The 26,349-nt window shown below is 63.1% G+C and carries 30 protein-coding genes; 10 read left to right on the forward strand and 20 right to left on the reverse strand.

Annotated features, from left to right (window positions below; all coding sequences use genetic code 11):
- Positions 1–234 precede the first annotated feature (234 nt).
- Positions 235–1,356, reverse strand: coding sequence for a bifunctional 3,4-dihydroxy-2-butanone-4-phosphate synthase/GTP cyclohydrolase II (ribBA, locus tag FHW75_RS17990; protein WP_016711175.1), 1,122 nt, complete (start codon positions 1,354–1,356; stop codon positions 235–237).
- Positions 1,357–1,434: 78 nt separating this feature from the next.
- Between ribBA and FHW75_RS17995 the strand changes: the two genes are divergently transcribed.
- The gene (locus tag FHW75_RS17995) at positions 1,435–1,728 is read left to right on the forward strand and encodes a DUF1330 domain-containing protein (protein WP_019099489.1); all 294 of its coding nucleotides are present in this window, start codon (positions 1,435–1,437) and stop codon (positions 1,726–1,728) included.
- 52 nt (positions 1,729–1,780) lie between these two features.
- On the opposite strand, the gene FHW75_RS18000 is transcribed toward FHW75_RS17995, so the two are convergent.
- A complete protein-coding gene (locus FHW75_RS18000; RefSeq protein ID WP_019099488.1) occupies positions 1,781–2,503 on the reverse strand; it encodes a pirin family protein in 723 nt (240 codons plus the stop codon).
- A gap of 227 nt (positions 2,504–2,730) precedes the next feature.
- Here FHW75_RS18000 and FHW75_RS27220 point away from each other — a divergent pair, with 227 nt between their 5' ends.
- The 3 genes from FHW75_RS27220 to FHW75_RS18010 are packed head-to-tail and all read left to right on the forward strand — an operon-like array spanning position 2,731 to position 4,166.
- Entirely contained in the window at positions 2,731–3,420 is a 690-nt protein-coding gene (locus FHW75_RS27220; protein WP_409347968.1) for a PAAR domain-containing protein, read from the forward strand.
- The gene (locus FHW75_RS27225; protein ID WP_371104791.1) at positions 3,395–3,793 is read left to right on the forward strand and encodes a polymorphic toxin type 44 domain-containing protein; all 399 of its coding nucleotides are present in this window, start codon (positions 3,395–3,397) and stop codon (positions 3,791–3,793) included. The genes FHW75_RS27220 and FHW75_RS27225 overlap by 26 nt, the downstream gene beginning before the upstream one ends.
- On the forward strand, positions 3,780–4,166 hold the full coding sequence (locus tag FHW75_RS18010; protein ID WP_232104702.1) for a hypothetical protein: 387 nt from the start codon (positions 3,780–3,782) through the stop codon (positions 4,164–4,166). Before FHW75_RS27225 ends, FHW75_RS18010 begins: the two co-directional genes overlap by 14 nt.
- A gap of 40 nt (positions 4,167–4,206) precedes the next feature.
- Here FHW75_RS18010 and FHW75_RS18015 read toward each other — a convergent pair whose 3' ends face one another.
- Entirely contained in the window at positions 4,207–5,226 is a 1,020-nt protein-coding gene (locus FHW75_RS18015; protein ID WP_019099485.1) for an alpha/beta hydrolase, read from the reverse strand.
- Positions 5,227–5,372: 146 nt separating this feature from the next.
- On the opposite strand from FHW75_RS18015, the gene FHW75_RS18020 reads away from it, so the two are divergent.
- On the forward strand, positions 5,373–6,257 hold the full coding sequence (locus FHW75_RS18020) for a LysR family transcriptional regulator (RefSeq protein WP_025752695.1): 885 nt from the start codon (positions 5,373–5,375) through the stop codon (positions 6,255–6,257).
- Here the strand turns inward: FHW75_RS18020 and FHW75_RS18025 are convergent.
- From FHW75_RS18025 to purU, 6 genes are read right to left on the reverse strand one after another with little or no spacing between them, the layout of a single operon-like run.
- Entirely contained in the window at positions 6,254–6,877 is a 624-nt protein-coding gene (locus FHW75_RS18025; RefSeq protein ID WP_019099484.1) for a sarcosine oxidase, read from the reverse strand. The two genes, FHW75_RS18020 and FHW75_RS18025, sit on opposite strands and share 4 nt — an antisense overlap.
- Positions 6,878–6,880: 3 nt before the next feature.
- The gene (locus FHW75_RS18030; protein ID WP_183674191.1) at positions 6,881–9,784 is read right to left on the reverse strand and encodes a 2Fe-2S iron-sulfur cluster-binding protein; all 2,904 of its coding nucleotides are present in this window, start codon (positions 9,782–9,784) and stop codon (positions 6,881–6,883) included.
- Positions 9,781–10,086, reverse strand: a complete 306-nt coding sequence (locus FHW75_RS18035; protein WP_027608877.1) for a sarcosine oxidase subunit delta — start codon at positions 10,084–10,086, stop codon at positions 9,781–9,783. Before FHW75_RS18035 ends, FHW75_RS18030 begins: the two co-directional genes overlap by 4 nt.
- A gap of 12 nt (positions 10,087–10,098) precedes the next feature.
- Positions 10,099–11,340, reverse strand: coding sequence for an FAD-dependent oxidoreductase (locus FHW75_RS18040; protein WP_019099481.1), 1,242 nt, complete (start codon positions 11,338–11,340; stop codon positions 10,099–10,101).
- Entirely contained in the window at positions 11,322–12,233 is a 912-nt protein-coding gene (gene folD / locus FHW75_RS18045; RefSeq protein ID WP_019099480.1) for a bifunctional methylenetetrahydrofolate dehydrogenase/methenyltetrahydrofolate cyclohydrolase FolD, read from the reverse strand. Before folD ends, FHW75_RS18040 begins: the two co-directional genes overlap by 19 nt.
- Positions 12,230–13,096: a formyltetrahydrofolate deformylase gene (gene purU / locus FHW75_RS18050; RefSeq protein ID WP_016711159.1), complete on the reverse strand. Its 867-nt coding sequence runs from the start codon at positions 13,094–13,096 to the stop codon at positions 12,230–12,232. Before purU ends, folD begins: the two co-directional genes overlap by 4 nt.
- A gap of 210 nt (positions 13,097–13,306) precedes the next feature.
- Here purU and FHW75_RS18055 point away from each other — a divergent pair, with 210 nt between their 5' ends.
- The 4 genes from FHW75_RS18055 to FHW75_RS18070 all read left to right on the forward strand — a co-directional run bounded on the left by FHW75_RS18055 (position 13,307) and on the right by FHW75_RS18070 (position 15,923).
- Positions 13,307–13,708 (forward strand): hypothetical protein, encoded by a 402-nt coding sequence (locus tag FHW75_RS18055; RefSeq protein ID WP_016711158.1) that lies wholly within the window; start codon positions 13,307–13,309, stop codon positions 13,706–13,708.
- Between the two features lie 90 nt (positions 13,709–13,798).
- Positions 13,799–14,020, forward strand: coding sequence for an MbtH family protein (locus tag FHW75_RS18060; protein ID WP_016711157.1), 222 nt, complete (start codon positions 13,799–13,801; stop codon positions 14,018–14,020).
- Positions 14,017–14,736, forward strand: a complete 720-nt coding sequence (locus FHW75_RS18065; RefSeq protein ID WP_027614983.1) for a thioesterase II family protein — start codon at positions 14,017–14,019, stop codon at positions 14,734–14,736. Before FHW75_RS18060 ends, FHW75_RS18065 begins: the two co-directional genes overlap by 4 nt.
- A 134-nt stretch (positions 14,737–14,870) precedes the next feature.
- A complete protein-coding gene (locus FHW75_RS18070; RefSeq protein WP_019099834.1) occupies positions 14,871–15,923 on the forward strand; it encodes a DUF1615 domain-containing protein in 1,053 nt (350 codons plus the stop codon).
- 15 nt (positions 15,924–15,938) lie between these two features.
- Here the strand turns inward: FHW75_RS18070 and FHW75_RS18075 are convergent, their stop codons facing one another.
- The 9 genes from FHW75_RS18075 to FHW75_RS18115 form a co-directional block, all read right to left on the reverse strand.
- Positions 15,939–16,802, reverse strand: a complete 864-nt coding sequence (locus tag FHW75_RS18075; RefSeq protein ID WP_016711154.1) for a metal ABC transporter solute-binding protein, Zn/Mn family — start codon at positions 16,800–16,802, stop codon at positions 15,939–15,941.
- Complete coding sequence (locus FHW75_RS18080) at positions 16,799–17,698, reverse strand: metal ABC transporter permease (protein WP_016711153.1); 900 nt, start codon at positions 17,696–17,698, stop codon at positions 16,799–16,801. The genes FHW75_RS18075 and FHW75_RS18080 overlap by 4 nt, the downstream gene beginning before the upstream one ends.
- Positions 17,695–18,444, reverse strand: a complete 750-nt coding sequence (locus tag FHW75_RS18085; protein WP_019099836.1) for a metal ABC transporter ATP-binding protein — start codon at positions 18,442–18,444, stop codon at positions 17,695–17,697. Before FHW75_RS18085 ends, FHW75_RS18080 begins: the two co-directional genes overlap by 4 nt.
- Positions 18,441–19,343, reverse strand: coding sequence for a metal ABC transporter substrate-binding protein (locus tag FHW75_RS18090; RefSeq protein ID WP_019099837.1), 903 nt, complete (start codon positions 19,341–19,343; stop codon positions 18,441–18,443). The genes FHW75_RS18085 and FHW75_RS18090 overlap by 4 nt, the downstream gene beginning before the upstream one ends.
- An 18-nt stretch (positions 19,344–19,361) precedes the next feature.
- Positions 19,362–19,931 (reverse strand): DUF6162 family protein, encoded by a 570-nt coding sequence (locus FHW75_RS18095; protein ID WP_019099838.1) that lies wholly within the window; start codon positions 19,929–19,931, stop codon positions 19,362–19,364.
- Positions 19,928–20,248 (reverse strand): hypothetical protein, encoded by a 321-nt coding sequence (locus FHW75_RS18100; protein WP_019099839.1) that lies wholly within the window; start codon positions 20,246–20,248, stop codon positions 19,928–19,930. The genes FHW75_RS18095 and FHW75_RS18100 overlap by 4 nt, the downstream gene beginning before the upstream one ends.
- Positions 20,245–20,784 carry a hypothetical protein gene (locus FHW75_RS18105; RefSeq protein WP_016711148.1) on the reverse strand — a complete coding sequence of 180 codons (540 nt, stop codon included), beginning with the start codon at positions 20,782–20,784 and terminating at the stop codon, positions 20,245–20,247. Before FHW75_RS18105 ends, FHW75_RS18100 begins: the two co-directional genes overlap by 4 nt.
- Entirely contained in the window at positions 20,781–21,974 is a 1,194-nt protein-coding gene (locus tag FHW75_RS18110; RefSeq protein WP_183674193.1) for a PepSY domain-containing protein, read from the reverse strand. Before FHW75_RS18110 ends, FHW75_RS18105 begins: the two co-directional genes overlap by 4 nt.
- Before the next feature lie 177 nt (positions 21,975–22,151).
- A complete protein-coding gene (locus tag FHW75_RS18115) occupies positions 22,152–23,486 on the reverse strand; it encodes a lysine N(6)-hydroxylase/L-ornithine N(5)-oxygenase family protein (protein WP_019099841.1) in 1,335 nt (444 codons plus the stop codon).
- A gap of 201 nt (positions 23,487–23,687) precedes the next feature.
- Between FHW75_RS18115 and FHW75_RS18120 the strand changes: the two genes are divergently transcribed.
- Complete coding sequence (locus FHW75_RS18120; RefSeq protein WP_027614981.1) at positions 23,688–24,122, forward strand: hypothetical protein; 435 nt, start codon at positions 23,688–23,690, stop codon at positions 24,120–24,122.
- 40 nt (positions 24,123–24,162) lie between these two features.
- Here the strand turns inward: FHW75_RS18120 and pbpG are convergent, their stop codons facing one another.
- Positions 24,163–25,089, reverse strand: coding sequence for a D-alanyl-D-alanine endopeptidase (pbpG, locus tag FHW75_RS18125; RefSeq protein ID WP_025752676.1), 927 nt, complete (start codon positions 25,087–25,089; stop codon positions 24,163–24,165).
- 392 nt (positions 25,090–25,481) lie between these two features.
- Positions 25,482–26,156, reverse strand: a complete 675-nt coding sequence (locus FHW75_RS18130; protein WP_016711143.1) for a polysaccharide lyase family 7 protein — start codon at positions 26,154–26,156, stop codon at positions 25,482–25,484.
- Positions 26,157–26,349 lie beyond the last annotated feature (193 nt).

A 26,349-nucleotide genomic window follows, 5' to 3' on the forward strand; every position in this document is an offset into this window, starting at 1 on the left:
AGGCGGGGCTTGTGGTGCGCCCGCCAACAGTGTTCGGGGAGCAGCTAAAACAAAGTGTCTGGGTGGCCGTTTGTAATTGTAGGTGCCGGCCTGCAGATTCAAGGTCTACGGGATATCATATTATGGTATTCCAAACTTTTGGCAAGAGGTATGAGGCGACCGGCCATCACTCCGCCCGTTCAGAAACGCTGCGGGGCCCCGCAGGGCCCCGCCAAATCAGATGCTTATGTGTTTTCAGCCGAGCATCCCGGGCTCGAAGGGAATGCTCTGCACCACCTCCAGTTCATATCCCGCCAGCCCGGCATACTTCAGCGGAGGCCCCAGATGGCGCAGCTTGCCCACGCCCAGGTCCTGCAGAATCTGTGCCCCGGTGCCCACTTCGGAGTACACCTTCGATTGCCCGCGCTGATAAGGGCGCAACGGCTGGGTCAGCTGCGGTACGCGCTCCAGCAGGGCTTGGGAGGATTCATGGTTGGCCAGGATCACCACTACACCAGCCCCTTCCTCGGCCACCTTCTGCAAGGCCGCCCATAACGTCCAGTTGGCTGGCCCGGCGTATTCGGCACCTACGAGGTCGCGCAGCGGGTCGATCACATGCACTCGCACCAAGGTCGGCTGCTCGCGGCGGATATCACCCATGACCATGGCCATGTGCACGCCGCCTTCGATGCGGTCTTCATAGGTGACCAGGCGGAAGGTGCCATGCACGGTCGGCAGCTCGCGTTCACCGATGCGCTTGATGGTCTGCTCGGTGCTCAGGCGGTAGTGGATCAGGTCGGCGATGGTGCCGATCTTGATGCCATGCTGCGCGGCGAATACTTCAAGGTCCGGGCGGCGGGCCATGGTACCGTCGTCGTTGAGCACTTCGACAATCACCGAGGCCGGGCTGAAGCCGGCCAGGCGGGCCAGGTCGCAGCCGGCTTCGGTGTGGCCGGCACGGGTCAGCACGCCGCCTTCGCGGGCGCGCAGGGGGAAAATGTGGCCGGGTTGCACCAGGTCTTCCGGGCGAGCGTCAGGGGCCATGGCCGCGGCCACGGTGCGTGCCCGGTCGGCGGCGGAGATGCCGGTAGTGACGCCAGTGGCCGCTTCGATCGACACGGTAAACGCCGTGCTGAACACGCTGCCGTTGGCGGGCACCATCTGTTCCAGCCCCAGGCGTTGGCAATGTTCATCGGTCAGGGTGAGGCAGATCAGGCCACGCGCTTCGCGGGCCATGAAATTGATGGCCTGGGCGTCGCAACGCTCGGCGGCGATCAGCAGGTCGCCTTCGTTTTCCCGGTCCTCGTCATCCACCAGCAGGACCATCTTGCCTTGCCGGTAGTCCTCGAGAAGTTCCTCGATGGTGTTGAAAGCCATGTTGCACGCTCACTGTGGTGGGGTGATTTTTATGGTATACCATCATACACAAATATCGCCGTAACAGGAGAGCAGCGCATGAAGGCCTATTGGATCGCCCATGTGGACGTGACCGACCCCGAGCAATACCAGCAGTACACCCAGCGCGCCCCGGCTGCCTTCAAGGCGTTCGGCGGCCGCTTCCTGGCCCGTGGCGGGCGCAGCGAGGCGATGGAAGGGCGGCATACCCCTCAGCGTAGCGTGGTGATCGAGTTCGATTCGTACGAGCAGGCGGTGGCGTGCTACCGGTCGGAGCTGTATCAGGAGGCCTGCAGCCATCGCCAGGGCGTGGCCAAGGCCGAGGTGATCATTGTGGAGGGGTTCGAGGCTTGAGTTGCATTTGTCGGCCCTTTCGCAGTTTTACCTGCGAAAGGGCCGACTCGGTTCAAGGCATACCTGGCAATTCATGCGGACGCAGGTCAAACACCAGCACCTCGGCATCTACCCCATTGCCCAGCTCAAGTACCTGTTCCTGCCTGACCCGCACGCCATCCCCTTCATTCAGCAGTTGCCCATTGAGCTCGATGCTGCCCCGGGCCACATGCACATAGGCATGGCGGTTTTCCGGCAAGGTCAGCGTGGCGCGTTCGTCGCCGTCGAACAAACCGGCATACACCCGCGCATTCTGCCTGACCTGCAACGACCCCTCGGCACCGTCCGGCGAGATGATCAGGCGTAGCTTGCCGCGCTTTTCCTCCGCACTGAAATGCTGTTGCTGGTAACGCGGTGTTGCGCCTTGCACGTTCGGCACGATCCAGATCTGCAGAAAGTGCACCGGCTGCGCCTGGCTGTGGTTGAACTCGCTATGGGCCACGCCGTGGCCTGCGCTCATCAGTTGCACATCGCCCGGGCGTATCACCGAGCCGGTACCCAGCGTGTCCTTGTGCTCCAACGCGCCTTCCAGCACGTAGCTGAAAATTTCCATGTCGCGGTGAGGGTGTTGGCCAAAGCCCTTGCCAGCGATGACGCGGTCGTCGTTGATCACCAGCAGGTCGGAGAAACCTTGCTCGTCCGGGTTGCGGTAATGGCCGAACGAGAAGGTGTGGAAGGACTTCAGCCAGCCGTGGAAGGCCAGGCCACGGTCTTGGGCGTTGCGTAGGGTGAGCATGGTGATTCTCCTTGAAAGCCGGGGCCGGGAGGGCTGCCGTGCTGTTGATGGAGATAACTTTACTGTCACCTGAATGTTGGAAAAACGGTGTTGGTGTTGAATTACTGTCTCGTGACAAGTGACAGTCGGACATGGCCTTTTGTAGGACATTTCTGTTTTGGGGACTGATCGGTTCCCGTCCATTGCATGGGTGATAGCTTCCAGACTTTCCATGCAGGGAGCTACTTATGACACGTGTATCGATACACGGCAAAGGACAGGCACTCGATGGCGACCTCACCACCACCGGTGCGGTGTGCATTGCCAGCAGCACCCACTACCGCGCGAACAACCAGCGGGCGCTGAGGCTGGGAGATATCACCACTGAGTGCCCGAATTGCAAGAGGCCCGGCGTCATTGTTGAGGGAGTCCCGTTCTTCAACATCGAAGGAAAACCAGCTGTGGTAGATGGGGCGCTGGTCAAGTGTGGCTGTCCAGAGGGTAGTAACCGTGTCGTGGCCATGGGGGGACGTGGCTTGGCGGCAAGCCCCTCGGCGGCACAGCAGACAAGCCAGGCGGCAACATCAGGCCAAGCCGGCTCCACTTCCCCCTTGAAAGCTTCGCTATCAGAAGCAAAACCGCAGCCCGTAATCTGCAAACATCCTGACATGATGGAGCAGGTTGCCAGCTACATTGCTGGAGAAATGAATCGCAACATCACACACCCATCCGTGCTGAAAATGCGGAAGCTAACCAGCTTTGACGCGACAGAGGAACATGCAAAATTTCAAAAGCTGCCTTGGTATGCACGTCTTTTGCCGCCTGACTTTCAAGCAATGATGGTGGGTAACACTGCTGCCGCGATGGCGCTTTGGACAGAGGGTTGGTCAGAACAGGCCCTGGGATCACAAGGTGGCGATCGCACACCGGTTTGGTAGGGTTTGGCATAAACACGGTGAAGTCGACTACTACTACGACATCTGGTCGAACATCCACTATGGCTATGTAGGGCGGGCGGGGGGCCTTTCAGAAAGTGTTCTTCTGGATGGTGCCGGGCTTGAGCAGATTGCATCAGACAGCATTCGGAAGGTTCAAGATTGGGATGAACAAGATGGGCCTCGTCGCTACGCAGACATCGACGGGATGCGGGCTTGGGATGATATAGGCGATCGTGTTTCCATCAGTATTGGCATCAAACTGTATACGCAGCACCCAAACGGTGGGATTACGGCAAAGGTGCTCATGGAAGAGGTATTAGCATTGCCACTGTCAAGCTGGGGAGGTAGCGTACGTGATCATGTCTGCAACTAAACCGAAACGGCATCTCTGGCGCTGGGTGGTTGCGATAATGCTCGCCCCAATCGTCTTTTGGTATGTCGCCACACCCTGGGTAAGTTTTCATTTTTCTGACAAAGGCCAGGGTCGCCTTGGCTATATCTTGAATGTTCAGCACGACATATCAAAAGGTGAGATCTACCCAGGTGAAACCACCGGCGGCCCCGGCCACATCTTCCCGAACGACCAATTTTTCATGCAGCTCGATTGGAACAACGGTGGAAAGTGGCACTGCATTCGGGCCAAACCCAAGTGGCCCAGGATCGATATCTACATCGGGGCGGACGGTGCCATAGATAGCCGCACCGATGGCAGATCCATTGAAGCCTGCGGGCCATTTCCGCAATAGAAGCAAAAGACCCGCCTAGGCGGGTCTTTTGCTTATCGACTCACTGCAGATGCACTTTAAGTTCGGTACCCGCCTGCCTCATCGCCGCCTTCACCGCCGGCACCTGGCTCAACGGGTTCAACAGCCCATAGTCATGAATCATCCCGTTGTAGCGCACCGAAGTCACGGTCACGCCGGCCGCATTCAACTTGCGGGCATACGCCTCACCTTCATCGCGCAGCACATCGAATTCGGCGGTCTGCACCAGTGCTGGCGGCAACCCTTTCAGCTGTTCACTGCTGGCCCGCAGCGGCGAGGCGTAGATCTGGTCCCGTGCCTTGGCATCGGTGGTGTAGTTGTCCCAGAACCACTTCATCATCCCGGTGGTCAGGAAGTGCCCTTCGGCAAACTGTTTGTACGATGCCGTCTCGAAGCTGGCATCGGTCACCGGCCACAGCAGCAACTGGAAGCGCAGGGCAGGGGTGCCGGCCTCTTTGGCCTTGAGTGCTACCACCGCGGCCATGTTGCCGCCCACGCTGTTGCCGGCCACGGCCAGGCGCTTGCCGTCAACGCCGATTTCCTTGCCATGCTCGGCCACCCAACGGGTAGCGGCATAGGCCTGGTTGATCGCCGTCGGGTAGTGCGCTTCTGGCGATGGGGTGTAGTCCACATAGACCGCCACCGCACCTGAGCCGACCACCAGGTCGCGGATCAGCCGCTGGTGGGTCGGGAAATCGCCTAGCACCCAGCCGCCGCCGTGGAAGAACATGAACACCGGCAGGTCGCCCTTGACGTTGGCCGGGCGTACCACTTGCAGCTTGATCGACTCGCCGTTGGCCTGGATGGTGCGCTCTTTTACCTCGATACCGGAAAGGTCGACTTTGACCGAAGCCTGGGCGCCGGTGAGCACTGCGCGGGCGTCTTTCGGGCTGAGTTGCTCCAGTGGCTTGCCGCCGCCTTGTTCCAGGGCCTGGAGGAAGGCCTGGGTGTGTTGCTCGACACCTGGGCTACCAGCGGCGAAGGCGCTGGAGACGGACAGGGCCAGAAGGGAAGCGGTGAGGGCTTTGTGGACAATGTTCATGAGCGAATCCTTTTCTATGCAAGTGTTGGTAATGGGCGTCTTGCCTGGCCTGCCGGGCCATCGCTGCGACTTGTGCGTAGATTAGGCAGATGCACTCGCGGGAAAAAGCCGCTATAAAGCGTTTGACTGTCACTATGAGCGAGACAATGAACCCCTACGAAGACATGCGCATTTTTGCCCAGGTCATGGAAGCCGGCAGTTTCACCGCCGCCGCCGACCGGCTGGGGATGTCCAAGCAATCGGTCAGCCGGCGCCTGATGCAGCTTGAAGAGCGCCTTGGCGTGCGCCTGCTGAACCGCTCTACCCGGCGGTTGGACGCCACGCCGCTGGGCCAGCACTACTACCAGTCGGCGCTGCGCCTGCTGGGTGAAGTGCAGCAGGTGGAGCACGACATCAGCGGCCAGGCCCAGGCTTTGCGTGGCACCTTGCGCCTGAGCGCGCCGCTGTCGTTCGCCATGGCGCACCTGGGTTGCCTGCTGACCGAGTTCCTGCAATTGCACCCTCAGGTGGATGTGGAGGTAGACCTGAGTGACCGGGCCGTGGACCTGATCGGCGAGGGTTACGACCTGGCACTGCGCATTGGCGCGCTGGAGGATTCCAGCCTGATTGCGCGGCGCATCGCCAGTGTCGAGCGGGTGTACTGCGCGAGCCCGGATTACCTGCGAGCGCGGGGCGTGCCGACAGCACCGGACGAGCTGGCAGGGCATGACTGCCTGCCTTATGGGCATTCGCGTCAGGTGCAGTGGCAGTTCCGCCAGGGCGGCAAGGCGCAGGCGATTCAGGTGGCCGGGCGGATGCGTGCGAACAACGGCGAGTTGCTCCGTGATGCAGCCATCGCCGGGATGGGGGTTACCTATCTGCCGACCTTCATCGTTGGGCAGGCGTTGGCGGACGGGCGGCTGCTCAGTGTGCTTGAAACGTGGACGCCTCCGTCATTGCAGCTGTCGGCGGTGTACCCGCAGCACCGGCAGGTGGCGCGGCCGGTGCAGGGGTTTGTCGACTTCCTGCGTGAACGGTTGGTGCAGCTTTAGGCTTGCGCCAGCACTTCGCCCAGCAACGCGCCCAACTCGATCAGCCCACCTTCGAATTCATCCATCGCATCCAGGACTGCCTCACGGAAATACGCCAACGACGCCCGATCAAACAACAGCTGCAACCCCGGCCGCTCTTCACTCCCCACATTCACCACGATCACATTGAGCCGCGCCGCCGAGGTCTGCGCCACGGCGCCGATAGGAAATGCCTGTAAACGCAGATCAACGCCGCACAACTTGGCCATCACCGCACTGCCATGTGGCCCTGACAGCTGCAGCCAGGCATGGCTGTCCTGACGCGGCAGCAGGTAGTTGCGCTGGCCATCCTGCACCCACTCGGCCTCTATGGCAGCCACTTGCGCGCCTTCGTCAGCCAGGCTGCCCAGCAGCAGGTACTCGGTCTGCGACAACCGCGCTACCCAGCCGCCGTCGTCCTGGCGCACGGCCTGGTTCGGTTGCTGTGGCAACCGGTAGCCACGTTGCTGCAGGTAGGCGGCGCTGTCGACGCCGCGAAAGCCGACCCGCGCCACCTCGGTCAGGTCGGTCAACGCGCAGGCGTGCAACAGCTCGGCCCGCGGGCTGCGAGGGATAAACGCTTTGGCTTGCAAACGGGTCATGGTTCAGAGCTCCTGGCGCAGGTTGTCGGGGTCGTGGAACGGCAGTTGCACCACCTTGGCATGCACCGTCGCGCCGCCCTCCACGCGGATCGGGATGTGCATGCCGGGGGTGGCCTGGTGGGCGCCGGCATAGGCCAGGCCGATGATCTGTCCCAGGGTTTGCGAATACTCGCAGGAGGTGACGTTGCCGCTGATGTCCGGCCCGTCCAGCACCAGGTGCCCCTCCAGCGGCTGTGGGCTGCCTTTGGGCAGGGTGAAGCCGACCAGCTTGCGCTTGAGCGGCTGTGCTTCGAGGATTTCGATGGAGCGCTTGCCGACGAAGAACGGTTTCTTGCGGCCAATGGCCCACTGCATGTCGATCTCTGCGGGGTGGGTCATGCCGTCGGTGTCCTGGCTGATGATCACATGGCCTTTTTCCAGGCGCAGCAGGCGTTGGGTCTCGACGCCGAACGGGCGAATGCCCAGGCCCGCGCCGGCCTGCATCAGGGCGTCCCACAGGCGCTCGGCATGGCGAGACGGCACATGCACTTCATAGCCCAGCTCACCGACGAAACCGACCCGCAGGATGCGCGCCGGGATGCCAGCCACTTTGCCCTGCCGGACGCCCAGGTACGGGAAGGCCTCGGCCGACAGCTCGACATCGTCACACACCTTGGCCAGCACCTGGCGCGATAGCGGCCCGGCCAGGTTGACGGCAGCCAGGGCGGCGGTGACGTTGGTGATGTCCACGTCCAGGCGCCACTGCGCATTCCACTTCAGCATCTGCTGGTAGATGCGGTCGACGCCGCTGGTGGTGGCGGTGACATAGAAGTGCTGCTCGCCCAGGCGCGCACAAACGCCATCGTCGATCACCACACCGTGCTCGTTGGTCATCAGCGCGTAACGGGTGCGACCGATGGGCAGCTTGGCAAAGCCAAACGTGTACAGGCGCTCCAGCAGCTCGGCGGCGTCCGGGCCGCGCACGTCCAGGCCACCCAGGGTGGACACGTCGATCAGGCCGACCTTTTCGCGCACATGGCGGGCTTCTTCCTGCATGCACCGCTCGCGGTCTTCGGGTTTGCCGTAATAAGCCGGGCGCTGCCAGATGCCGGCCGGCATCATCTTCGCCCCGGCTTGCAGGTGACGGCGGTGCATGGGCGTTTGCCGATAGGGGTCGAAGGCACGGCCGGCGACATGTGCCAGCTTTTCTGCCTGGAACGGTGGCCGGGCGGTAGTCACTCCGGTCTCGCTGATGCTGCGGCCGGTAGCCTGGGCCACCAGGCGCGCCGTGGGCAGCGCCGAGTGGCGGCCCTGGGAAGGGCCCATGCCGACCGTGGAAAAACGCTTGACCAGTTGCACGTCACGGTAGCCGCTGCGGGTAGCGTTGACGATGTCGCGCACTTGCAGGTCTTCGTCGAAGTCGACGAAATCCTTGCCTTTGGGGTGGGGGAAGATCGGCCAAGGGAAGTTGACCTTGGCTTCGGCGCCGAACGCCGACAGGGCTGGTGCTTGCAGGCCCAGCGCTGTCACTGCGTCGGCGGCCCCGCGTATGGCATCGGCCAGCACGTTGGCCAGCGCGTGGCGGCTGTTCACGGAGCCGGCGATATCCAGCCCGGCCGGCAAATGGCTGATGGCGAATTCGTCGCGGTTGACGTCATAGGCCAGCTTGCCACCGGCCTGGCACAGCAACTGGTATACCGGCATGTAGCCCGCCGACATGCACAGCAGGTCGCACGCCAGGCGCAGCCCGTGCGGGCCGACCTTGCCCTGGCCGGTGATCGGGCGAATGTCCACGCCACTGACATGGCGCATGCCCGCTTCATGCAGGGCTTCATACACGGTGCTGCCCAGGTGTACGGGGATATCGCGGCGCTTCAGCTCGGCAGCCAGTGCGTCATCGGCCGGCGCGGCGCGCATGTCGACTACGGCGGCTACGGCCACGCCTTGCTCCTGCAGGTCGAGGGCGGCGAGGTAGCCGTCATCGTGGCCGGTGAGGATGACCGCGCGCTGGCCCGGCTTGACCGCGTACAGCTTCATCAGCCGCTGGGCAGCGCTGGTCAGCATCACGCCCGGCAGGTCGTTGTTGCGAAACACCACCGGCTGGTCGAACGAGCCGGCTGCCACCAGGCAACGGGTGGCGCGCACCTTGTACAGACGCTTGTGCTGGATTATCGGCAGGTAGTTGTCGGTGAACCAGCCGTTGCAGGTAGCCTCCAGCAGCACCTGAATGTTCGGGTGGCCCTCGACGGCGGCCAGCAGCTCTTGACGCAGGTTGGCGGCGCGGGTGCCGGCGATGTCGAAGCGGGCGTAGGTGAGCGAGCCGCCAAGCACCGGTTGTTGTTCGATCAGCAGCACTTTGGCCCCGGCGTTGGCCGCGTCCAGGGCCGCACGCAGGCCAGCAGGGCCGGCGCCGATAACGGCCACGTCAACGAACAGATAGGCTTTGTCGTAGTAGTGCGGTTTGAAACCCAGGTCGAGCACGCCCAAGCCGGCTTTCTTGCGGATCAGCGGCTCCCACACTTTCCACATGCCCTTGGGCTTGTAGAACGAGCGGTAGTAGAAGCCCACCGGCATGAAGCGCGAGAACTTGCCCAGGTAGGCGTCGCGGTCATGCTGCAGGCTGCCGTTGAAGTTCTGCCCTTCGACCACCTGGCCTTCGCGGACGGCCTCCAGGTCGGCCAGTACGTTGGGTTCTTCAGGCAACTGCACCAACGTGTTGGCATCCTGCCCGGCCATGCTCAGCGGGCCGCGTGGGCGATGGTATTTGAACGAGCGCGACAGCAGCCAGCGGCCATTGCCGAGCAGGGCGCTGGCAATGGTGTCACCGGCAAAGCCCTCGCAGGCCTGGCCGTCGAACTGGAAGCGCACGGGCCGCTCGCGGTCGATCAGCAGGCCCATGGGCGCGGGGAGGCGAGTGTGGCTGTTCATCCGGTAATCTCCGGGCTGGCGGCGGGGGTGAAGTCGACGCGGCGGTCGAACAGTGCTTTCGGGTCGAAGGTGCGCAGCACCTGGTCGCTAACCGTGTGACGCTCGGCCAGGAACCAGTAGCTGGAGGCGTTGTGCAGCCACCACTCGGTCACCACCCCGGCCAGGTTGTCACTGTTGAACACATAGTCGGCCCACTCGGCATCGCTGCAACTGGCCGGGTCGGGCATGTGCTTGAACTCGCCGCCGTAGGTGAACTCGCTGATGTTGCGCGGGCCGTTCAAGGGGCAGGTCAGGATCTTCATCGTCGTGTGCTCCTAATGGCTGGCCGCCGTGGCGCCCATTTCGTTCACTTGCTGGAAGCGGCTGAAGCGCTCCAGGGCGAAGGGCGCGATCATTTCGGGTACTTTGCCGCCGCTGGCGACCAGCTCGGCCATGGTCTTGCCGCAGATGGGCGTGGCCTTGAAACCCCAGGTGCCCCAACCGGCGTCCAGGTAGTAGTTGTCGACCGGCGACAGGCCCATGATCGGGCTGTAGTCCGGGGTCATGTCGGTCATCCCGGCCCACTGGCGCATCAGCTTGGCGTTGGCCATGAACGGGAACATCTCGATGGCGTGGGCCAGCAGGCTTTCCTTGAGGTCGAGGGTGGAGCGGGTGTTGTACAGCGGGTACGGGTCGGAGCCACCGCCGAAGACGATCTCGCCACGGCTGGTCTGCTGCACGTAGCAGTGCAATGCCGAGGAGCTCACCAACGGATCGAGGAACGGCTTGAAGGGCTGGGTGACCATGGCTTGCAACGGGTAGGTGTGGATCGGTGCGCGGATGCCGGCCTTGGCCATCAACAGCGAGCTGGCGCCGGCCACGGCCTGGACCACGCAGCCGCACTGCACGGTGCCACGGTTGGTCTTCACCGCTTCGATGCGGCCATTGCGAATCAGCAGGTCCTGTACTTCGGTCAACTGGTGGATTTCCACGCCGCGCTTGGCCGCCTGCTTGGCGTAGCCCCAGGCCACCGCGTCGTGGCGTGCGGTGGCGCCGTCTATGTGCCATAGGCCCGCCAGCACCGGCAAGTGACCGGGGTCGAGGTTGAGGCTGGGCACCAGTTCACGAATCTGTTGGCGGTCGATCATTTCGGTCCGGCCGCCAAAGTGCTTGTTGACCTCGGCGCGCTGGCGGAAGGCGCGCACGGTAGCGTCGGTGTGCGCCAGGGTGAGCTGGCCGCGCTCGGAATACATGATGTTGAAATCGAACTCGTTCGACAGGTTCTGGAACATGCGCACCGATTCTGCATAAAAGCGCACGCCCTCGCTGGTGAGGTAGTTGGAGCGGATTACCGCCGTGTTGCGCGCGGTATTGCCGCCGCCCAGGTAGGCCTTTTCCAGCACGGCGACATTGGTGATGCCGTGATACTTGGCCAGGTAGTAGGCGATGGCCAGGCCGTGGCCGCCGCCGCCGATGATCACCACGTCATAGCGCGGTTTGAGTTCGCACGGTGGCGGCAGGTCGACCTCCACCGGGTAGTCGGCGCTCAGGCCGTATTTCAGCAGGGCGAAAGGCATACGGTGCGCTCCTGGTGGGCGGCCTGTTGCTGCAGGTCGAGGGCGAGCAGGGTGTTTTTCATCAAATAGGCGATGGTCATCGGGCCGACGCCACCGGGCACCGGGGTAATGCCGGCCACCTGTGGCAGGGCGGCAGCGAAGTCGACATCGCCGACCAGGCGGCTGTGGCCGCCTTCATCGATGCGGTTGATACCGACGTCGATCACCACTGCGCCGGGTTTCAGCCAGTCGGCACCGATCAAGCGCGGTTTGCCTACGGCTGCCACCAGAATGTCGGCCTGGCGGCACAGCGCTGGCAGGTCGTGGCTACGCGAATGCACCACCGTCACCGTGCAGTCGGCCTGCAGCAGCAGGGCAGCCATGGGTTTGCCGACGATGTTCGAGCGGCCCACCACCACCGCGTGCTTGCCGCGCAGTTCGCCACAGGTGTCACGCAGCAGTCGCATGCAGCCGCTGGGTGTGCACGGGGTGAGCACATCGCGGCCCTGGGCCAGGCCACCGACGTTTTCGCTGTGGAACCCGTCCACGTCTTTCAGCGGGTTGATGGCCTGCAGCACGCGGTGCGCGTCGATGTGCGCGGGCAGCGGCAGTTGCACGAGAATGCCGTTCACCTCGGTATCGCGGTTCAGGCGATCGATCAGGGTCAGCAGTTCGCCCTGGGTGGTGTCGGCGGGCAGGCGATGCTCCAGCGAGCGGATGCCTACTTCGTCGGCGCGCAGCACTTTATTGCGCACGTACACCTGGCTGGCGGCATCGGCGCCCACCAGCACCACAGCCAAGCCGGGTTGCACGCCGCCCTGACGCAGCTCCTGCACCTGCTCGCACACCTCGGCCAGTACACGCGCGGCAGTGGCCTTGCCGTCGATCAGCTTGAGGCTGGGAATGGCGTTCATTTGAAGATCACCGTGCGGTCGTGGTTAAGGAACACCCGGTGCTCAAGGTGGTATTTCACCGCGCGGGACAGGGCAATGGTTTCGGTGTCGCGGCCGATGGCCACCAGGTCGTCCGGGGCATAGGCGTGGTCCACGCGCTGCACTTCCTGCTCGATGATCGGGCCTTCGTCCAGGTCGCTGGTCACGTAGTGGGCGGTGGCGCCGATCAGCTTGACCCCGCGCTGGTAGGCCTGGTGGTAGGGCTTGGCACCTTTGAAACCGGGCAGGAACGAGTGATGGATGTTGATCGCCCGGCCTGACAGTTGGCGGCACAGGTCGTCGGACAGAATTTGCATGTAGCGCGCCAGCACCACGAGCTCAGTGCCGGTGTCTTCGACAATGCGCAACAGTGCGGCTTCCTGTTCGGCCTTGGTTTCCTTGGTAACGGGCAGGTAGACGAAGCGGATGCCCTGGCGCTCGGCCATGGGGCGCAGGTCCAGGTGGTTGGACACCACGGCGGTGATCTGCATGTCGAGCTCGCCCTTGGCATGCCGGTACAGCAGGTCGGACAGGCAGTGGTCGAACTTGCTCACCATCAGCAGCACGCGCATCGGCCGGGCGCTGCTGTGCAGGCTCCACTGCATGTCGAAGCGTTGGGCCACGTCGGCAAAGCCCGCCTCCAACTGCGGTGTGTCCCCTGTGGTACCGGTGTTGTAGCGGAACACTGCGCGCATGAAAAAGCGCCCATTGTCCTCGTCGTCGAACTGCGCCATCTCGCTGATGTAGCAACCGTGCTCGGCCAGGTAGGTGGTCACCGCAGCGACGATGCCGGACACGGCCGGGCAACTGACGCGCAGGATGAAGTGATCGGGAGCGGGGTGCATGTCGGATAGGCCTCGTGAGTGGGGGGCAGGTCGGGCACAAGGGCAAAAGAAGCTTCGCGAGCAGGCGAAGTGGTGTTTCTTGGCAGGAATATAAATTTCCTTTAGGCGATTTATAGGCGAAGTGAGGGGTGTCGGTCTAGGGGGGTTGTGAAATTTTTTATCCTGACAGGAAAGTTTTTTGAGGGCGCTTTGTACGTCTATGCTTGCACCATGACCACACCACCCCCCTTGCGCCAACCATGCCCCCCTGGTGCCTGCGACTGCGGCCGCGAACATCTGGGCGAGCATCCGCAGGCCGCACAGCGCATCCTGCTACTGACCCGTCAGGAAGAGAAACGCCTGCTCGAACGCCTGGAAAACCTCAAGGACCTGGAGGACCTGCAACGCCTGCAGCAACGGATGTACGACAATCTCGGCATCCGCGTGCACATCGCCCCCGGGTTCAACGAAGTGCGCACCATGCGCGGCATTGTCATCGAGCTGGATGACCAGCCAGGATTGTGCCGCAGGACCCGGCAATCGATCCCGGCGGCCATCCGGCGCGGGCTGGAGCGTAATCCGCAGGTGGCGTTCCGCCTGCTCGATGCACACGACCTGTTGCGTGATGCCTGAAACGTTAATTTTTCAGCGGCCGGTTACGTCTACTTGAAAGCCCCCCTGCGCCACGCGCATAGCGGCATTCATCATTCAAGGAGACAGGCAATGACTTCCGTATTCGACCGCGACGATATCCAGTTCCAGGTAGTGGTCAACCACGAAGAGCAATACTCGATCTGGCCCGACTACAAGGCCATCCCCAACGGTTGGCGTGCCGTGGGCAAGAGCGGCCTGAAGAAGGAATGCCTGGCCTATATCGATGAGGTCTGGACCGACATGCGCCCACTGAGCCTGCGCCAGAAAATGGCCGAAGCCGCCGCCCAGTGATCGCACTGAACCTGCTGTGCCTGCCGTATTCCGGAGCCAGCGCCATGGTCTACAGCCGCTGGCGGCGCAAGCTGCCGGCGTGGCTGCAGGTGCGCCCGGTAGAGCTGCCCGGGCGTGGCGCACGCATGGCCGAGCCGTTGCACACCGACATGCAGGCGCTGGCCCGGCAACTGGCCGCCGAGCAACGCCTGGCGGCCAATGGGCCCTATGCGTTGCTCGGCCATAGCCTGGGGGCGTTGCTGGCCTTCGAGCTGGCCCATGAACTGCAGGCGCTGGGCTGCCCGTCGCCACTGGCATTGTTTGCCTGCGGTACCGCAGCGCCAACCCGGCGCGAGGATTACGATGGCAAGGACTGGCGCGAGCCCAAAAGCGACGCCGAGCTGATCAGCGAGTTGCGCGAGCTTCAGGGCACGCCTGAAGAAGTGCTGGCCAACGCCGAGCTGATGAGCCTGACCTTGCCGACCTTGCGCGCGGATTTTCTGCTCTGTGGCACTTACGCCTACCGTCAGCGGCCGGCCCTGCAGTGCCCGCTGCACGTGCTGGGCGGCGTGGACGACCGGGCCAGCGAAGAGCAGTTGCAGGCCTGGCGCAAGGAAACCCAGGGTGACTTCTCGCTGCAGATGTTCCCGGGTGGCCACTTCTTCATCCATGAGCACGAAGACGCCGTGCTCGATGCGCTGACCGGATCATTGCAGCCGCTTCGGCTGTCTGCCTGATTGACGTCACCTCTTGCCTGAGGGAGGCTAGGCCTTTTTCCAGGCAAGGGGCAGACAATGCTGATCGATCCACACAAGGCCGCACTGCTGGTCGGTGAACAGCCCTGAACGGCCGGTTACTGGCTGTCGGGTTGATGGCGTTGGCGCTGCTGCAAGGCTGCGTCGGGCACCGTGACGAAGCACCCGAGGCGGACCCGGCCAAGGTCCGTGCGCAACTGTTGCGGCTATTGCCGGCCCAGACCAAGGACCGCGAGGGCTGGGCCAGGGACATTCAGGTGGCGTTCGAAACCCAGCGCATTACCCCAAGCAAAAGCAACCTGTGCGCGGTGCTGGCCGTGACTGAACAGGAATCCACTTTCAGCGCCGACCCGCAGGTACCCAACCTGGGGCGGATCGCCCGCGAGGAAATCGACCGGCGTGCGGCACGTCTGCATATCCCCAGGCTGTTGGTTGACGGTGCGCTGAAGACGCCTTCGGGCAACGGCCAGAGCTACCAGCAGCGCTTGCAGGCGGTGCGCAGCGAGAAGCAGTTGAGCGCGTTGTACGACGAAGTGATAGCCCGCGTGCCACTGGGCAAGACCTTGCTGGACGGGCTCAACCCGGTGCACACCGGCGGGCCGATGCAGGTCAGCATCGACTTTGCCGAAAAGCATGCGCAGGGTTACCCCTACAGCCACGATGGCAGCATTCGCCAGGAGGTATTCAGCCGGCGCGGCGGCATGTACTTCGGTATTGCCCACCTGTTGGGCTACCCGGTCAACTACGAGCGCCAGCTGTACCGCTTTGCCGATTTCAATGCTGGTTGGTACGCCAGCCGCAACGCCGCATTCCAGGCCGCACTGAACAAGGCGACTGGTGTGACGCTTGCCTTGGATGGCGACCTGATTGCGCCGGGTGCGATCATGCCCGGGGCCACCGAACTGGCCGCGCGCAAGCTGGGCGGGAAGCTGGGGCTGCGTAACCCGCAGATTCGCAGCCAGCTGGAGGAGGGCGACAGTTTGGCGTTCGAGGACGGCAAGCTGTACAGCGGGGTGTTTGCCTTGGCAGATGCCAAGGCTGGCAAGCCGGTGCCACGGGCGGTGCTGCCGGGGATCGAGCTGAAGAGCCCGAAGATCACCCGAAAGCTGACCACGGCGTGGTTTGCCGGGCGGGTGGATGAGCGCTACCAGCGGTGCATGAAGCGGTAGCCGGTACAGGCAACATCAGCTTTCGCCCAAGGCCCCAACCACTTGGTCGACGCTGGCCTTCAACCCGGCAAACGCATCCTCAGGGTCGCTCTCCACCACCACCAGTTTCGCCCCGGCTGCCTTGATCACCTCGGCTACCGCCGCGTCCGGCTGCCGATGGTCCAGCACCAGTGCCACATCCTGCGCTTTCAGGTTTTCCTCCAGCGCCTTGAGCGCGGCAGCGTCCCATTCGGTCGGCAGCGGCTGCTCCACCACATCCAGGTTCAAGCCGCTGGCCAGGTAACCCAACCGCCCGGACAAGCTCACCACCGTCAGGTTGTCGACCTTGGCCAGACGTGTCTGGCTGCTGGCCGATAGCTCAAGCAACTGGCGCTTGAGCCCTGCCAGGTTGCCCTGGATCTTCGCTTTGTCATCCGGTGCCAGCCGCTCCAGATCATTGGCCACCACATCGGCCATGCGCCCGAGGTTGGTCGGGTTGAGCCAGGGGTAGGCGCCGTAGGCATCGTCACCTGTGACCGCAATGCCGGGCAGCGCGCCATCCACCGGCCGTGCGGCATCGATTTCGACGATGCGGATGTTGCTGCGTCGGGCCATCGGGTACAGCGGGTCGTCACGCCAGATCGAGCGTACACCGATCACCGCGTCGGCCTGCTGTGCGGCTTTCTCCAGGCTGGGGCCACCGCGCGAGCTGAAATACGACGGCTGGCGGCTGGCCGGCAGGTTGGCCGGTGCCGCACGTTTGAGTTGCACCGCCGTGCCGTCGAGCAGGGCGCTGGCCAGGCTGTGGGTGATGGGCAGGGTGGTCAGCACTTGCGTGGCAAAAGACAGCGACGGCAGGCCGGCCAAGGCCAGCGCCAGAGTCAGGCGTTTCAGGTTCATGCCGGGTTTCCTTGCAGGCGTGGGACGAGGGCGCGGGCCAGGGCGGCCAGGGCAAAGCAGATGCCGGCGACCAGGATGATCGCGGCGCCCGACGGCACGGGCAGGTCGAAGACGATTGGCAGCAGAATGCCAAGCAGGGTGCTCAAGGTGGCGATCAGTACCGAGACGAAGAAGAACCCCTTGAGCGACTGGCTGACCAGGCGTGCAGCCGCAGCGGGGATGACCAGCAGTGCTCCGACCAGGATGGCGCCGATTACCTTCACGGCAGCCACGGTTACCAGGGTTACCAGCACCACGAACAGGTAATCCAGGGTTTTCACGGCCACCCCGCGCACGGCTGCCAGTTGCGGGTTGAAACTGGCCAGCATGATGCGGTTGTACAGCGGCACAGCCAGGGCCAGCACCAGCACCGCGACGATACCCAGCACCACCAGGTCCTGGCCGCTGACGGTCAGCACCGAGCCGAACAGCACGTTTTCGAGGATGTGCACATTGATCTTGCCGGCCAGCATCAGCAGCAGGCTGGCACCCAGCGCCAGCGACACCGACAGGAACACGCCGATCAGCGTGTCCGGTGAAAGGCCCGTGCGGTTGCGCAGGAAGTTGAGCAAGATGCCGAACAGCAGGCAGTAGCCGAACAGGCTGCCATAAGGGCCGGTGTAGGGCTCACCGAGCAGGATGCCGATGGCTACCCCGGTCAGTGCAGCATGGCCCACAGCTTCGGAAAAGAACGCAAAGCGCTTGACCACCACCAGGGTGCCCAGGCCGCCCAGTACCGGGCCAATCATCAGGCCAGCCAGCAAGGCATTGACCACGAAGCCGTAGGCCAGTGCCTCAGGCAAGTAGCCAGCCGTGGCCCAGTCCTGGACCAGTTGGCGGAATGCTTCAAAACTCATGAGGCAAGGCTCTCGCTACGCGGGTGAACAGAGAACAGGCCAAGCAGGCGCTCTGGTGTGAGGGCCTGGGCCGGTGGGGCGTCGAACAGCACCTGGCGGCTCAGGCCAGTGACCCGGTCGGCCAGGCGCAGCACGGCCTCCAGGTCGTGTTCTATCCACAGCACCGTGGTGCCGGCCTGGCGCCAGCCCTGCAGTAACTGCTCGAACACCTGGATACCAGCTTCATCGAGGGCCGACATGGGCTCGTCCAGTACCAGTAACTGCGGCTCGGGGATCAGGCCTTGGGCCAACAGCACGCGCTGGCGTTCGCCGCCAGACAATGCGCCCATGCGCCGTTTGCGCTTGTCGAGCATGCCGACCCGCGCCAAGGCCGCATCGATGGCCGGCTGCACGCGGCGCGACAAGCCGAGAAAAGCCGGGCGCCGCTGGCACATGGCAGCCATGAAGTCATCTACGGTCATTGGCAACCCACGGTCGAACTCCAGCGCTTGTGGCACATAACCGATCACCTCACGCTCGCCTGGCCAATGCAGGGTCAGCTGGCCCTGGTGTGGCATTTGCCCGAGCAGAGTCTTGATCAGCGAACTCTTGCCACCACCGTTAGGGCCGACGATGGCATGCACGCTGCCAGCAGCAACGCCGAAGCTGACGTGTTCAAGGATGCGGGTACGGCCCAGGGTAAGGTCGACCTCGGCGAACTCGATGCGTGGCCCACAGGCCTTCACCAGGTTGGCGGCGGCGGTCATGCGCGGTTCTCCTGGATGGCGCGCACCACGGTGTCGAGGTTGCGCTTCATCTCCACCTCGTACTTCTCTTTGGTGTATTCACCGTAGGAAATGTGCGTCAGCGGGTACAGGCGCACGCCGGATTCACGCTGGATGGTTTCGACATAGGCGGACGGGAAGTCCATTTCCGAGAAGATCACCTTCACATCCAGGGCTTTGAGCTGGTCGATGGTCTTTTTCAGCTGGGCCGGGCTGGGCTCGATGCCGTGGGCCGGTTCGACCACGGCGGTCACCTCCAGGCCGAAGTCGCGCACCAGGTAGTCGTAGGCAGCATGGATGGTGGCAACCCGAAAGGTGGCGCTGGGTGCTTCGGTTACCTTGGCCAGCGCCTCGGCACGCAGGGCGCGCAGGCGCTTGGCGTAGGCACGGGCGTTTTGCGTGTACAACTTGGCGTTGTCCGGGTCGAGCTTGCCCAGTTCGCGGGCGATGTTGTTGACCTGGGCGATGGTGGTGCTGATCGACAGGAAGGTGTGCGGGTTGACCACCTTGCCGGCGCCGCGCGCTGCAATGCCCGTGGCCGCCAGCAACGGCACGTTCTGGTTGGCCTCGATGGTGGCGATGCCGGGCTTTTCGCTGGCGGCGATCATGCGGTCGGCGAAGTCGTCATGGCCGACACCGTTGAGCACCACCACGTCCAGCGTGCCGATGCGCTTGATGTCCTCGGCCCGTGGCTCGTAGGCATGCGGGTTGAAGCCCGCGGGAATCAGCGGCACCACTTCGGCCTTGTCGCCGACGATGTTGGTCACATAGCTGTAGTAGGGGTGCAGGGTGATGCCAATACGCAGCGGCTTGCCGTTATCGGCCAGGGCCAGTGCCGGCAGGGCAAAGGCCAGGAGCAGGGCGAGGGCGGAGCGGAACATGGGCGGGAGTCCTTGGGTTCAGTGACGGTGTTCGCGGGTAACCCCAGCGTCGTAGTGGCTGACCACCTGTTGCCAACCCGCAGCGATCAAGGCCGCCTGGCCGAGATCGTCCGGGATGACGGCAGCGCTGTCGCGGCGCAACCAGACATCGGCCTGGCCGGTGCTGTCCGCTGTCAGGATCAGCAGCAGGCTGCCGGCGACTTCAGGGGCCTGACTTCGGCCCAGGTAGGCACCGGATTTCAGCCACGACCACTGATGACTGCCACGGCTCTGGCTGCCGGCATCCACCACGAATGGCGGCAGGCCTTCTTCGGCCAGTGCCTGCACGCTCGGCACGGTAGCGTTTTCTTCACGCAGCGCCTGGATCTCGTCGAGGGCCACCCGCAGGTCGGTGTACAGGCCTTGCTCGGCAGCGGTAAGGTCGCGGCGGGCGTCAATCTGGTGGCTGGCGATGGCCTGTTCGTCTTCGCGCTCGCCCCGCAACAGCACCACACTGGCGGCGAGCACCACGATCAGCAGGCTGGCCAGCAGCACGTACAGGGTTTCGTGCCCGGCGCCGGCCGGGCGTATCACTTGAGCGCGGCTCATGGCTGGGCGATATCGGCGTGGTCGACTTCCACCACGTGTCCGGGGCCGGCATCGAACAGCACGTAGAATTCGCCTTCCGGGCGCTTGAAGGTGAGCGTGGAGTCGTCGCCCAGCTTGCCGCCGACCAGTACTTGCTCGTCATAGCCGATCACGTCCAGGGTCACCCCGGCGGCACCGCTGCCGTCCGAGAAGCCACCGGTGCATTTGACCTGGCCGCTGGCCAGTTCTTCGCATTCGCACATCGGGTTGTGTGCCAGGGCAGGGCCAGCGGCCAGTACCAGCAAGGGCAGGGAGAGGATGCGCATCAGGTGTTTCATTTCTTGCCTCCTTGTTTCTCGAGCCAGGCCACGGTGGCAGGCGATGCCTTGGCCAGGGGGACGGATGCCTGGTGCATGCTGCCGTCCCAACCTTCCAGAGTGATCCAGATTTGCGCGTCGGGTTTGGTACGCGGCGGGATGGGCAGGTTGGTGCCCATGCGGTAGGGGGCGCCAAAGAAGATGGTGCCGGCAGCGCGCAGGCTGCGGGGTTTGCCGATGCGCAGGTAAACGGCCTTGACGTCTTTCATGCAGGCTTTGCACAGGGACGCGCTGAAGGACTTGAAGTGGCCGGCGGGGCCGTCTTCGCGTGGTGCTTCGTCACGCAATTCAGCCAAGTCCAGCGTGTAAGGGCCGGCCTGGATGCCACTGACCACGTTCGCCCCCAGGCCGGCGTCGCCACGAAACAGCTTGGCGTCGCTGAAATACTTGGGCATGAAGCCCAGCGGGACGAGGATCAGCAGGATGTTCAGATGAAAGCGCCACTTCAGCCACCACTGCTTCAGCGGGCTGGCGGGCACGGCCTGGGCGTGGCTCATGGTTGGGTCTCCAGTGTGGTCTGGCTGCGTGCGGCACGGGGAGCACGGTCGCTGCGCTTGAGGGCGGCTGCGGTGGCCTGGACGGTACGCTTGGTCCAGATCAGCAAGCCGCTGAGCACCATCAAGGTGAGTACCAGGCCGAAGAAGAACCAGATCAGCTTGATGGGCAAACCGCCAAAGTCACCGGTGTGCAAGGGGCGCATGGACTCGGTGACGAATTCCAGCGTGGAGCGGTCGCTGAGCAGGAACTGGCTGTCGACGTTGCTTGTGTAAGGATTGACCGCTGCACTCTGGAACATCAGCGGATACCAGCCGCGCCCGCCCATGGAGACGTGGCTGTAGGCGGTCGCCGGCAACGAAATGAAGGTAATGTCCAGGCCTGGAATCGCCAGGCCGGCGATACGTGCCGCCTCATCGAGGTCAATGCGCGGGGCAGGCGTGCCATCCGGCATTTGCGGCACATCTTCACGGGCGATCACCGGCACGATAGGCCGGCTGGAAATGGTGATGTGGTTGTCCGAAAGCAGCGCCTGGATCAGGAACCAGGTGCCGGTGATGGAAATGACCGCGATGAACCAGATCGACCACACCCCCGCCAGGCGATGCAGGTCGCCCCAGAAAATACGTGAGCCGTGCCCGGTGCGCACCGGTTTGAAGAAGCCTTTCCAGAACTTCTTGTACACCACCAGCCCGGTGACCAGAGAGGCCAGCATGGGCAGGCCGAGAAGCGAAACCAGGTACCAGCCCCAGCTGAAACCATTGGTGAACGGCACCAGCCACCAGCCATGCAATGCACGGGTAAAGGCTTCGAAGTTGAAGTCAGGGGACTTGCCCTGGATGACGCCGGTGTAGGGATTGACGTACAGCGTCGGGCTGGTCCCGTCGGGGTATGTGACATCGGCCAGCAGGGCAAAGTGCGAGCCGTCAGGCTGCCTGAGCGACTCCACGAACATGTCTGGCTCGGCTTTGCGCATGGCGTCCAGTACCTGCTGGAAGCTCAGGCGCTCGGCATCACCGTCGGGCTTGCTCGCGCGTACGTCCGGGTTGGCCAGCCAGACGATTTCCTGGCTGACCACGGCGAGCATGCCGGTGAAGCACACGATCAGCACAAAGAACCAGATTGGCAAGGCGAGCCAGCTATGCACCAGGAACCACAGCCTGGATTTGGATTTTTTCGGTGATTTGGCCATCAGACGGTCTTCTGCAATGGGTGGTCGAGCGTGTGCCCAACCAAAGAGGGCTGTACTGATAAGGACGAATGAGAATCGAAAACCTGCCGTTTTAAATGCAAGCAAATGTTTCAGGCAGCACAAGGCCGACCTGCGCGAGAAGCGACAGGCCGGCCTTGAGGGTGCTTAGCACAGGGGTCAGGCGCGGGTCAGGGCCGCAGCGGGTTGTGCTTTGCCGTGCAATTGCGCCAGGTCCTGATACAGGGCGCGGCCAATTTCTGCGGCACGGGCCGGCAGTACCGAGAGCAGGGTGTCACTCAGGCCGTGGCTGTTTTCGCAGAAGCCCTGCAAGTACACCGAGGCCTGCAGGTCGGGGCTGGCCAGCACGCGGTAGTTGCGGTCGACGCTGAAGTCGTCCAGGTAACCGGCCAATGGCGCCAGCAGGTCACGGTGCGAGCGGCGCTCGTAGCCGGTGGCGAGGATCACGGCGTCGTAGCGGTGGGTTTGCTGCTGGCCAGTAGCGAGGTCGCGCAGGGTCAGCTCCAGGCCTTCGCGAGTGGCCACCACGGCTTCCACCTGGCGCCGGCACAGCACGTTGTGGCGGTGCTGGTGGGCGACTTTCTGCCGGTAGAGGATGCCGTAGATGCGTTCGATCAGGTTGAGGTCGACCACTGAATAGTTGGTGTTGTGGTACTCGCCCAGCAACTTGCTGCGCTGGTCGGCGGGTTCGTTGTAGACCAGGTCGGTGTAGTCCGGCGAGAAAATCTCGTTGACGAACGGGCTATCGTCGGCCGGTTTGAGGGCCGAACCGCGCAGGACCATGTCGACCTTGACAGTCGGGTAGCTGTCGTTCAGGTCGATAAACGCCTCGGCGGCGCTCTGGCCCGAGCCGATCACAGCGATGCGCATCGGTTTGCCGTCGGCGCACGGCAGCTTGTTCAGGCTGCTCAGGTATTGGGAGTGGTGGAACACCCGTGGGTCATCCTTGAAGGCGCCGAACTTTTCCGGAATTTTCGGCGTGCCGCCGCTGGCGACCACCACCGAGCGGGTGCGGCGGCTGTATTCGCGGCCCTGTGCGTCGCGTGCGATTACGCGCAGGTGGTTTACCCGGCCATCCTGCAGTTCCGGTTCGATACGCAGCACTTCCTGGCCATACACGGCCTGGGTGGCGAAGTGTTCGGCGGCCCAGCGCAGGTAGTCGTTGTACTCCAGGCGGCAGGGGTAGAAGGTGCCGAGGTTGATGAAGTCGGCCAGGCGCTGCTTCTGGTGCAGGTAGTTGACGAAACTGTAGGGGCTGGTGGGGTTGCGCAGCGACACCAGGTCTTTCAGGAACGAGATCTGCAGCTCACTCTGGGTGGCCAGGGTTTCGCCGTGCCAGCGGTAGTCCTGTTGCTTGTCGATGAACTGCGCATCGAGGGCATGGCCCTGGGACTCGGCGAGTTCTTCCAGGGCGATGGCCAGGGCCAGGTTGGAAGGGCCGAAGCCCACGCCGATCAGGTCCTTGATAGTTTCCGGGTTTGCAGACTGGCTCATGGCTGCGGTTCCATAATGGTCGAATGTGGACGCCGCCGGGAGGGGCCGGCGCTTGCGTTTGTACATTGGGTGGAACGAGCCACATGATGGGGAATTTACTGGCGGGCGGCCGACCCACTGCTACACGGGCTAAAGACCTGCGCGCTGCGGCCGATAGGCAGAACCATGCAAGGACCCATTTTGCAACGCAGGGAGACAGACATGACAGGTTTTGCAGCAGTCAGCATCAGCACCACGGCCCAGGCGTTGAGCACGACTCAGGCTGCCGACATCCAGGACGCGCAAAAGGCTGAAGAGGGTGGAACAGTCGCTCAGACCGACGCCTCCAGGGCGAACGGTGGCGGCCAGGCCCAAGGCGCCCAGGGCAGCAGTGAAAGCTCGGAGCCTGCGCACATCAAGCAATTGCGCGAGATGATCAAGAAGCTGCAAAAGCAATTGGCCGACGAACAGAAACAACTGGCCCAGCTGATGGCGCAGAAGATGGAAGAAACCGCCAAGATGGCCGCTGTGAGTGCCAAGCAGGCGAGCATCGCGACCATCAATGGTGAGATCCTGCAGGCAACCGCACAGTTGCTCGAAGCGCTGCAGACGTCAGGTGGCAGCAGTGCAGGGGGGATGGTCAATACGCAGGCCTGATGCGACTGGGGCCCGCAAAGGCCCCAGCGACCGTTAGAGTTTACTCGGAAACCAGGCGCCCCTTGTTCTGCCGGTCCGCCTTGTACTGCATGGCCACTGCAGGTGCCGGTTTGGCGGCACCGGTTTCCAGCCACTGACGCATGCGGCTGGCATCGGCGAAGTGGGTGTACTTGCCGAACGCATCCAGGATGACCATGGCCACCGGGCGGTTGTCCATGCGGGTCAGCAGCACCAGGCAGTGCCCGGCTTCGTTGGTGAAGCCGGTCTTGGTCAGCTTGATGTCCCAGTTGCTCTTGTTCACCAGGTGGTCGGTGTTACGGAAGCCCAGTGTGTAGTTGGGCTTGCGGAAGGCCACGGTTTTTTCGCGGGTGGTCGACAGCTCGCTCAGCATCGGGTACTTGCGCGAGGCCATCAGCAGCTTGGCCAGGTCACGGGCGGTGGACACGTTCTGCGTCGACAGGCCGGTCGGCTCGACATACCGGGTATGTGCCATGCCGAGGCTGCGGGCCTTGGCATTCATCGCCTTGATGAACGCCGGATAGCCACCTGGGTAGGCGTTGGCCAAGGAGTTGGCGGCACGGTTTTCCGATGACATCAGGGTAATCAGCAGGGTTTCGCGGCGGTCAAGCTGGCTGCCCAGGCGCACGCGCGAATACACGCCTTTCATTTCCGGGTTGTTGGCAATGGTCATGGTGAGCATCTCATCCATGGGCAGTTTGGCATCCAGCACCACCATCGCGGTCATCAGTTTAGTCACCGAGGCAATCGGCACCACGCGGTCGGCATGGCTGGCGTACAGCTCCTGGTTGGTGTTCAGGTCGATCAGCAAGGCGCTGCCTGAAGCCAGGTGCAGCTTGGACGGGTCGCGTTGAACCTGGGCCGGGGGTTGTGCAGCAGCGGTCGACGGAAGGGTCGCGGTTCCTGTGAGCAACAGCAGCAGGCTGAGGATAGACAGGGATGTTTTCACGTTGAGGCTCACTAAAAGTTGGTATGTCGTTGGCTGTGCAAGGGTTTTCCCCCTAAACCGCTGCATTGTGGAGTATGGCCCAAACGCTGTCGAATGCCTTATGACTAAAGGGCGCAAGGTGAAGGAAATTTAATCCTGTAGCGGAGCAGTGCCTGATTTCAGGCGCACGGCCGCGATGGCCGCTCGGCGCGGCCTTGATCAGGTCGGATAGCAAATCAGTCTGTACGCAGGATGGGAAACAACTCTTTTGGGTTGCGTGATTCTGCGTTCATCAATGTGCACGCGGCCGCCGCTTCGGACTTGTTGACATATCAATGGCTCGGCGTGTCACGGCGATCCCGGCGCAACCCGTGTTGGGCAGGGCACCGGGATGCCTTTCGGGCTTGCATCGTTCAGCGGTGGATCAGCGACAGTTCGCTGATGATGCAGATCGAGCCGTCATCGGCCGGTGTTGTATCGGTGTAGTCAACCTGGTTGTAGATGCCGCCGTGGAATTCGAACAACCGTGGCGCCCAGGTACTGTCGAGTTGCAAATTACCTGACGAGCCGGAAACACCATTGTATTTGGCCGTCACGTTGACCACGCCGGCAGACGTGGTGTGGATGCTGACGATGAACCTGCCCCCCAGCGGCACGCCTTTCAGCACTGTCGAGTTCACCGGGTCGGCCTGGTTGTAGGTGCGCCGAAAACCCAGCGTGATGTTGCCCTTGTTCCAGAACACCTTCACCGGCGGGCTATCGTCCCCACGTACGTGCATCTGGGCGATGACCACCTTCTGCGCAGCGTTGACCTTGGTCAGCGTCATGGTTTGGTAGTTCCAGTGATCCTGGGCACTGGCCAGCGTCCAATCCTCAGTTTCCGTCCACTCGCAGCGGGTCCTGCGGGTGCTTTTGCTTGAGGCGCCTTTAGTGGGGGCTGAGAACTGGATCGAACCATCGCTGAGGACCTTGACGATGCTCGGGTAGCTGGCAATCGCTTCGGCACCGTTGAGTTCGAGTGCAACGGGGTTGGTCGAGGATACGGCTACCGGCGTAGCGATGATGAGGTTGCTGATGTCTACGGTCATATGAACTCCTGACGCAAAGCGAGGATTGGCTGGGGGCTCTGGCGGCCGCGTTTGCGGCTGCGGGATAAAAATTAGCGCTAGGCTAAATTCCAGTCAATAGCTTAAGGCTAAATAAATTTCGCTTTGCGCAAATTTACACAATCGGGAAAATTTTCAGCGGGGGGCTTTACGCTGGATTTGGCGGTGAGATAAG

It is taken from the genome of Pseudomonas sp. OG7, assembly GCF_014192825.1.
GTDB classification, from domain to species: Bacteria; Pseudomonadota; Gammaproteobacteria; order Pseudomonadales; family Pseudomonadaceae; genus Aquipseudomonas; species Aquipseudomonas monteilii.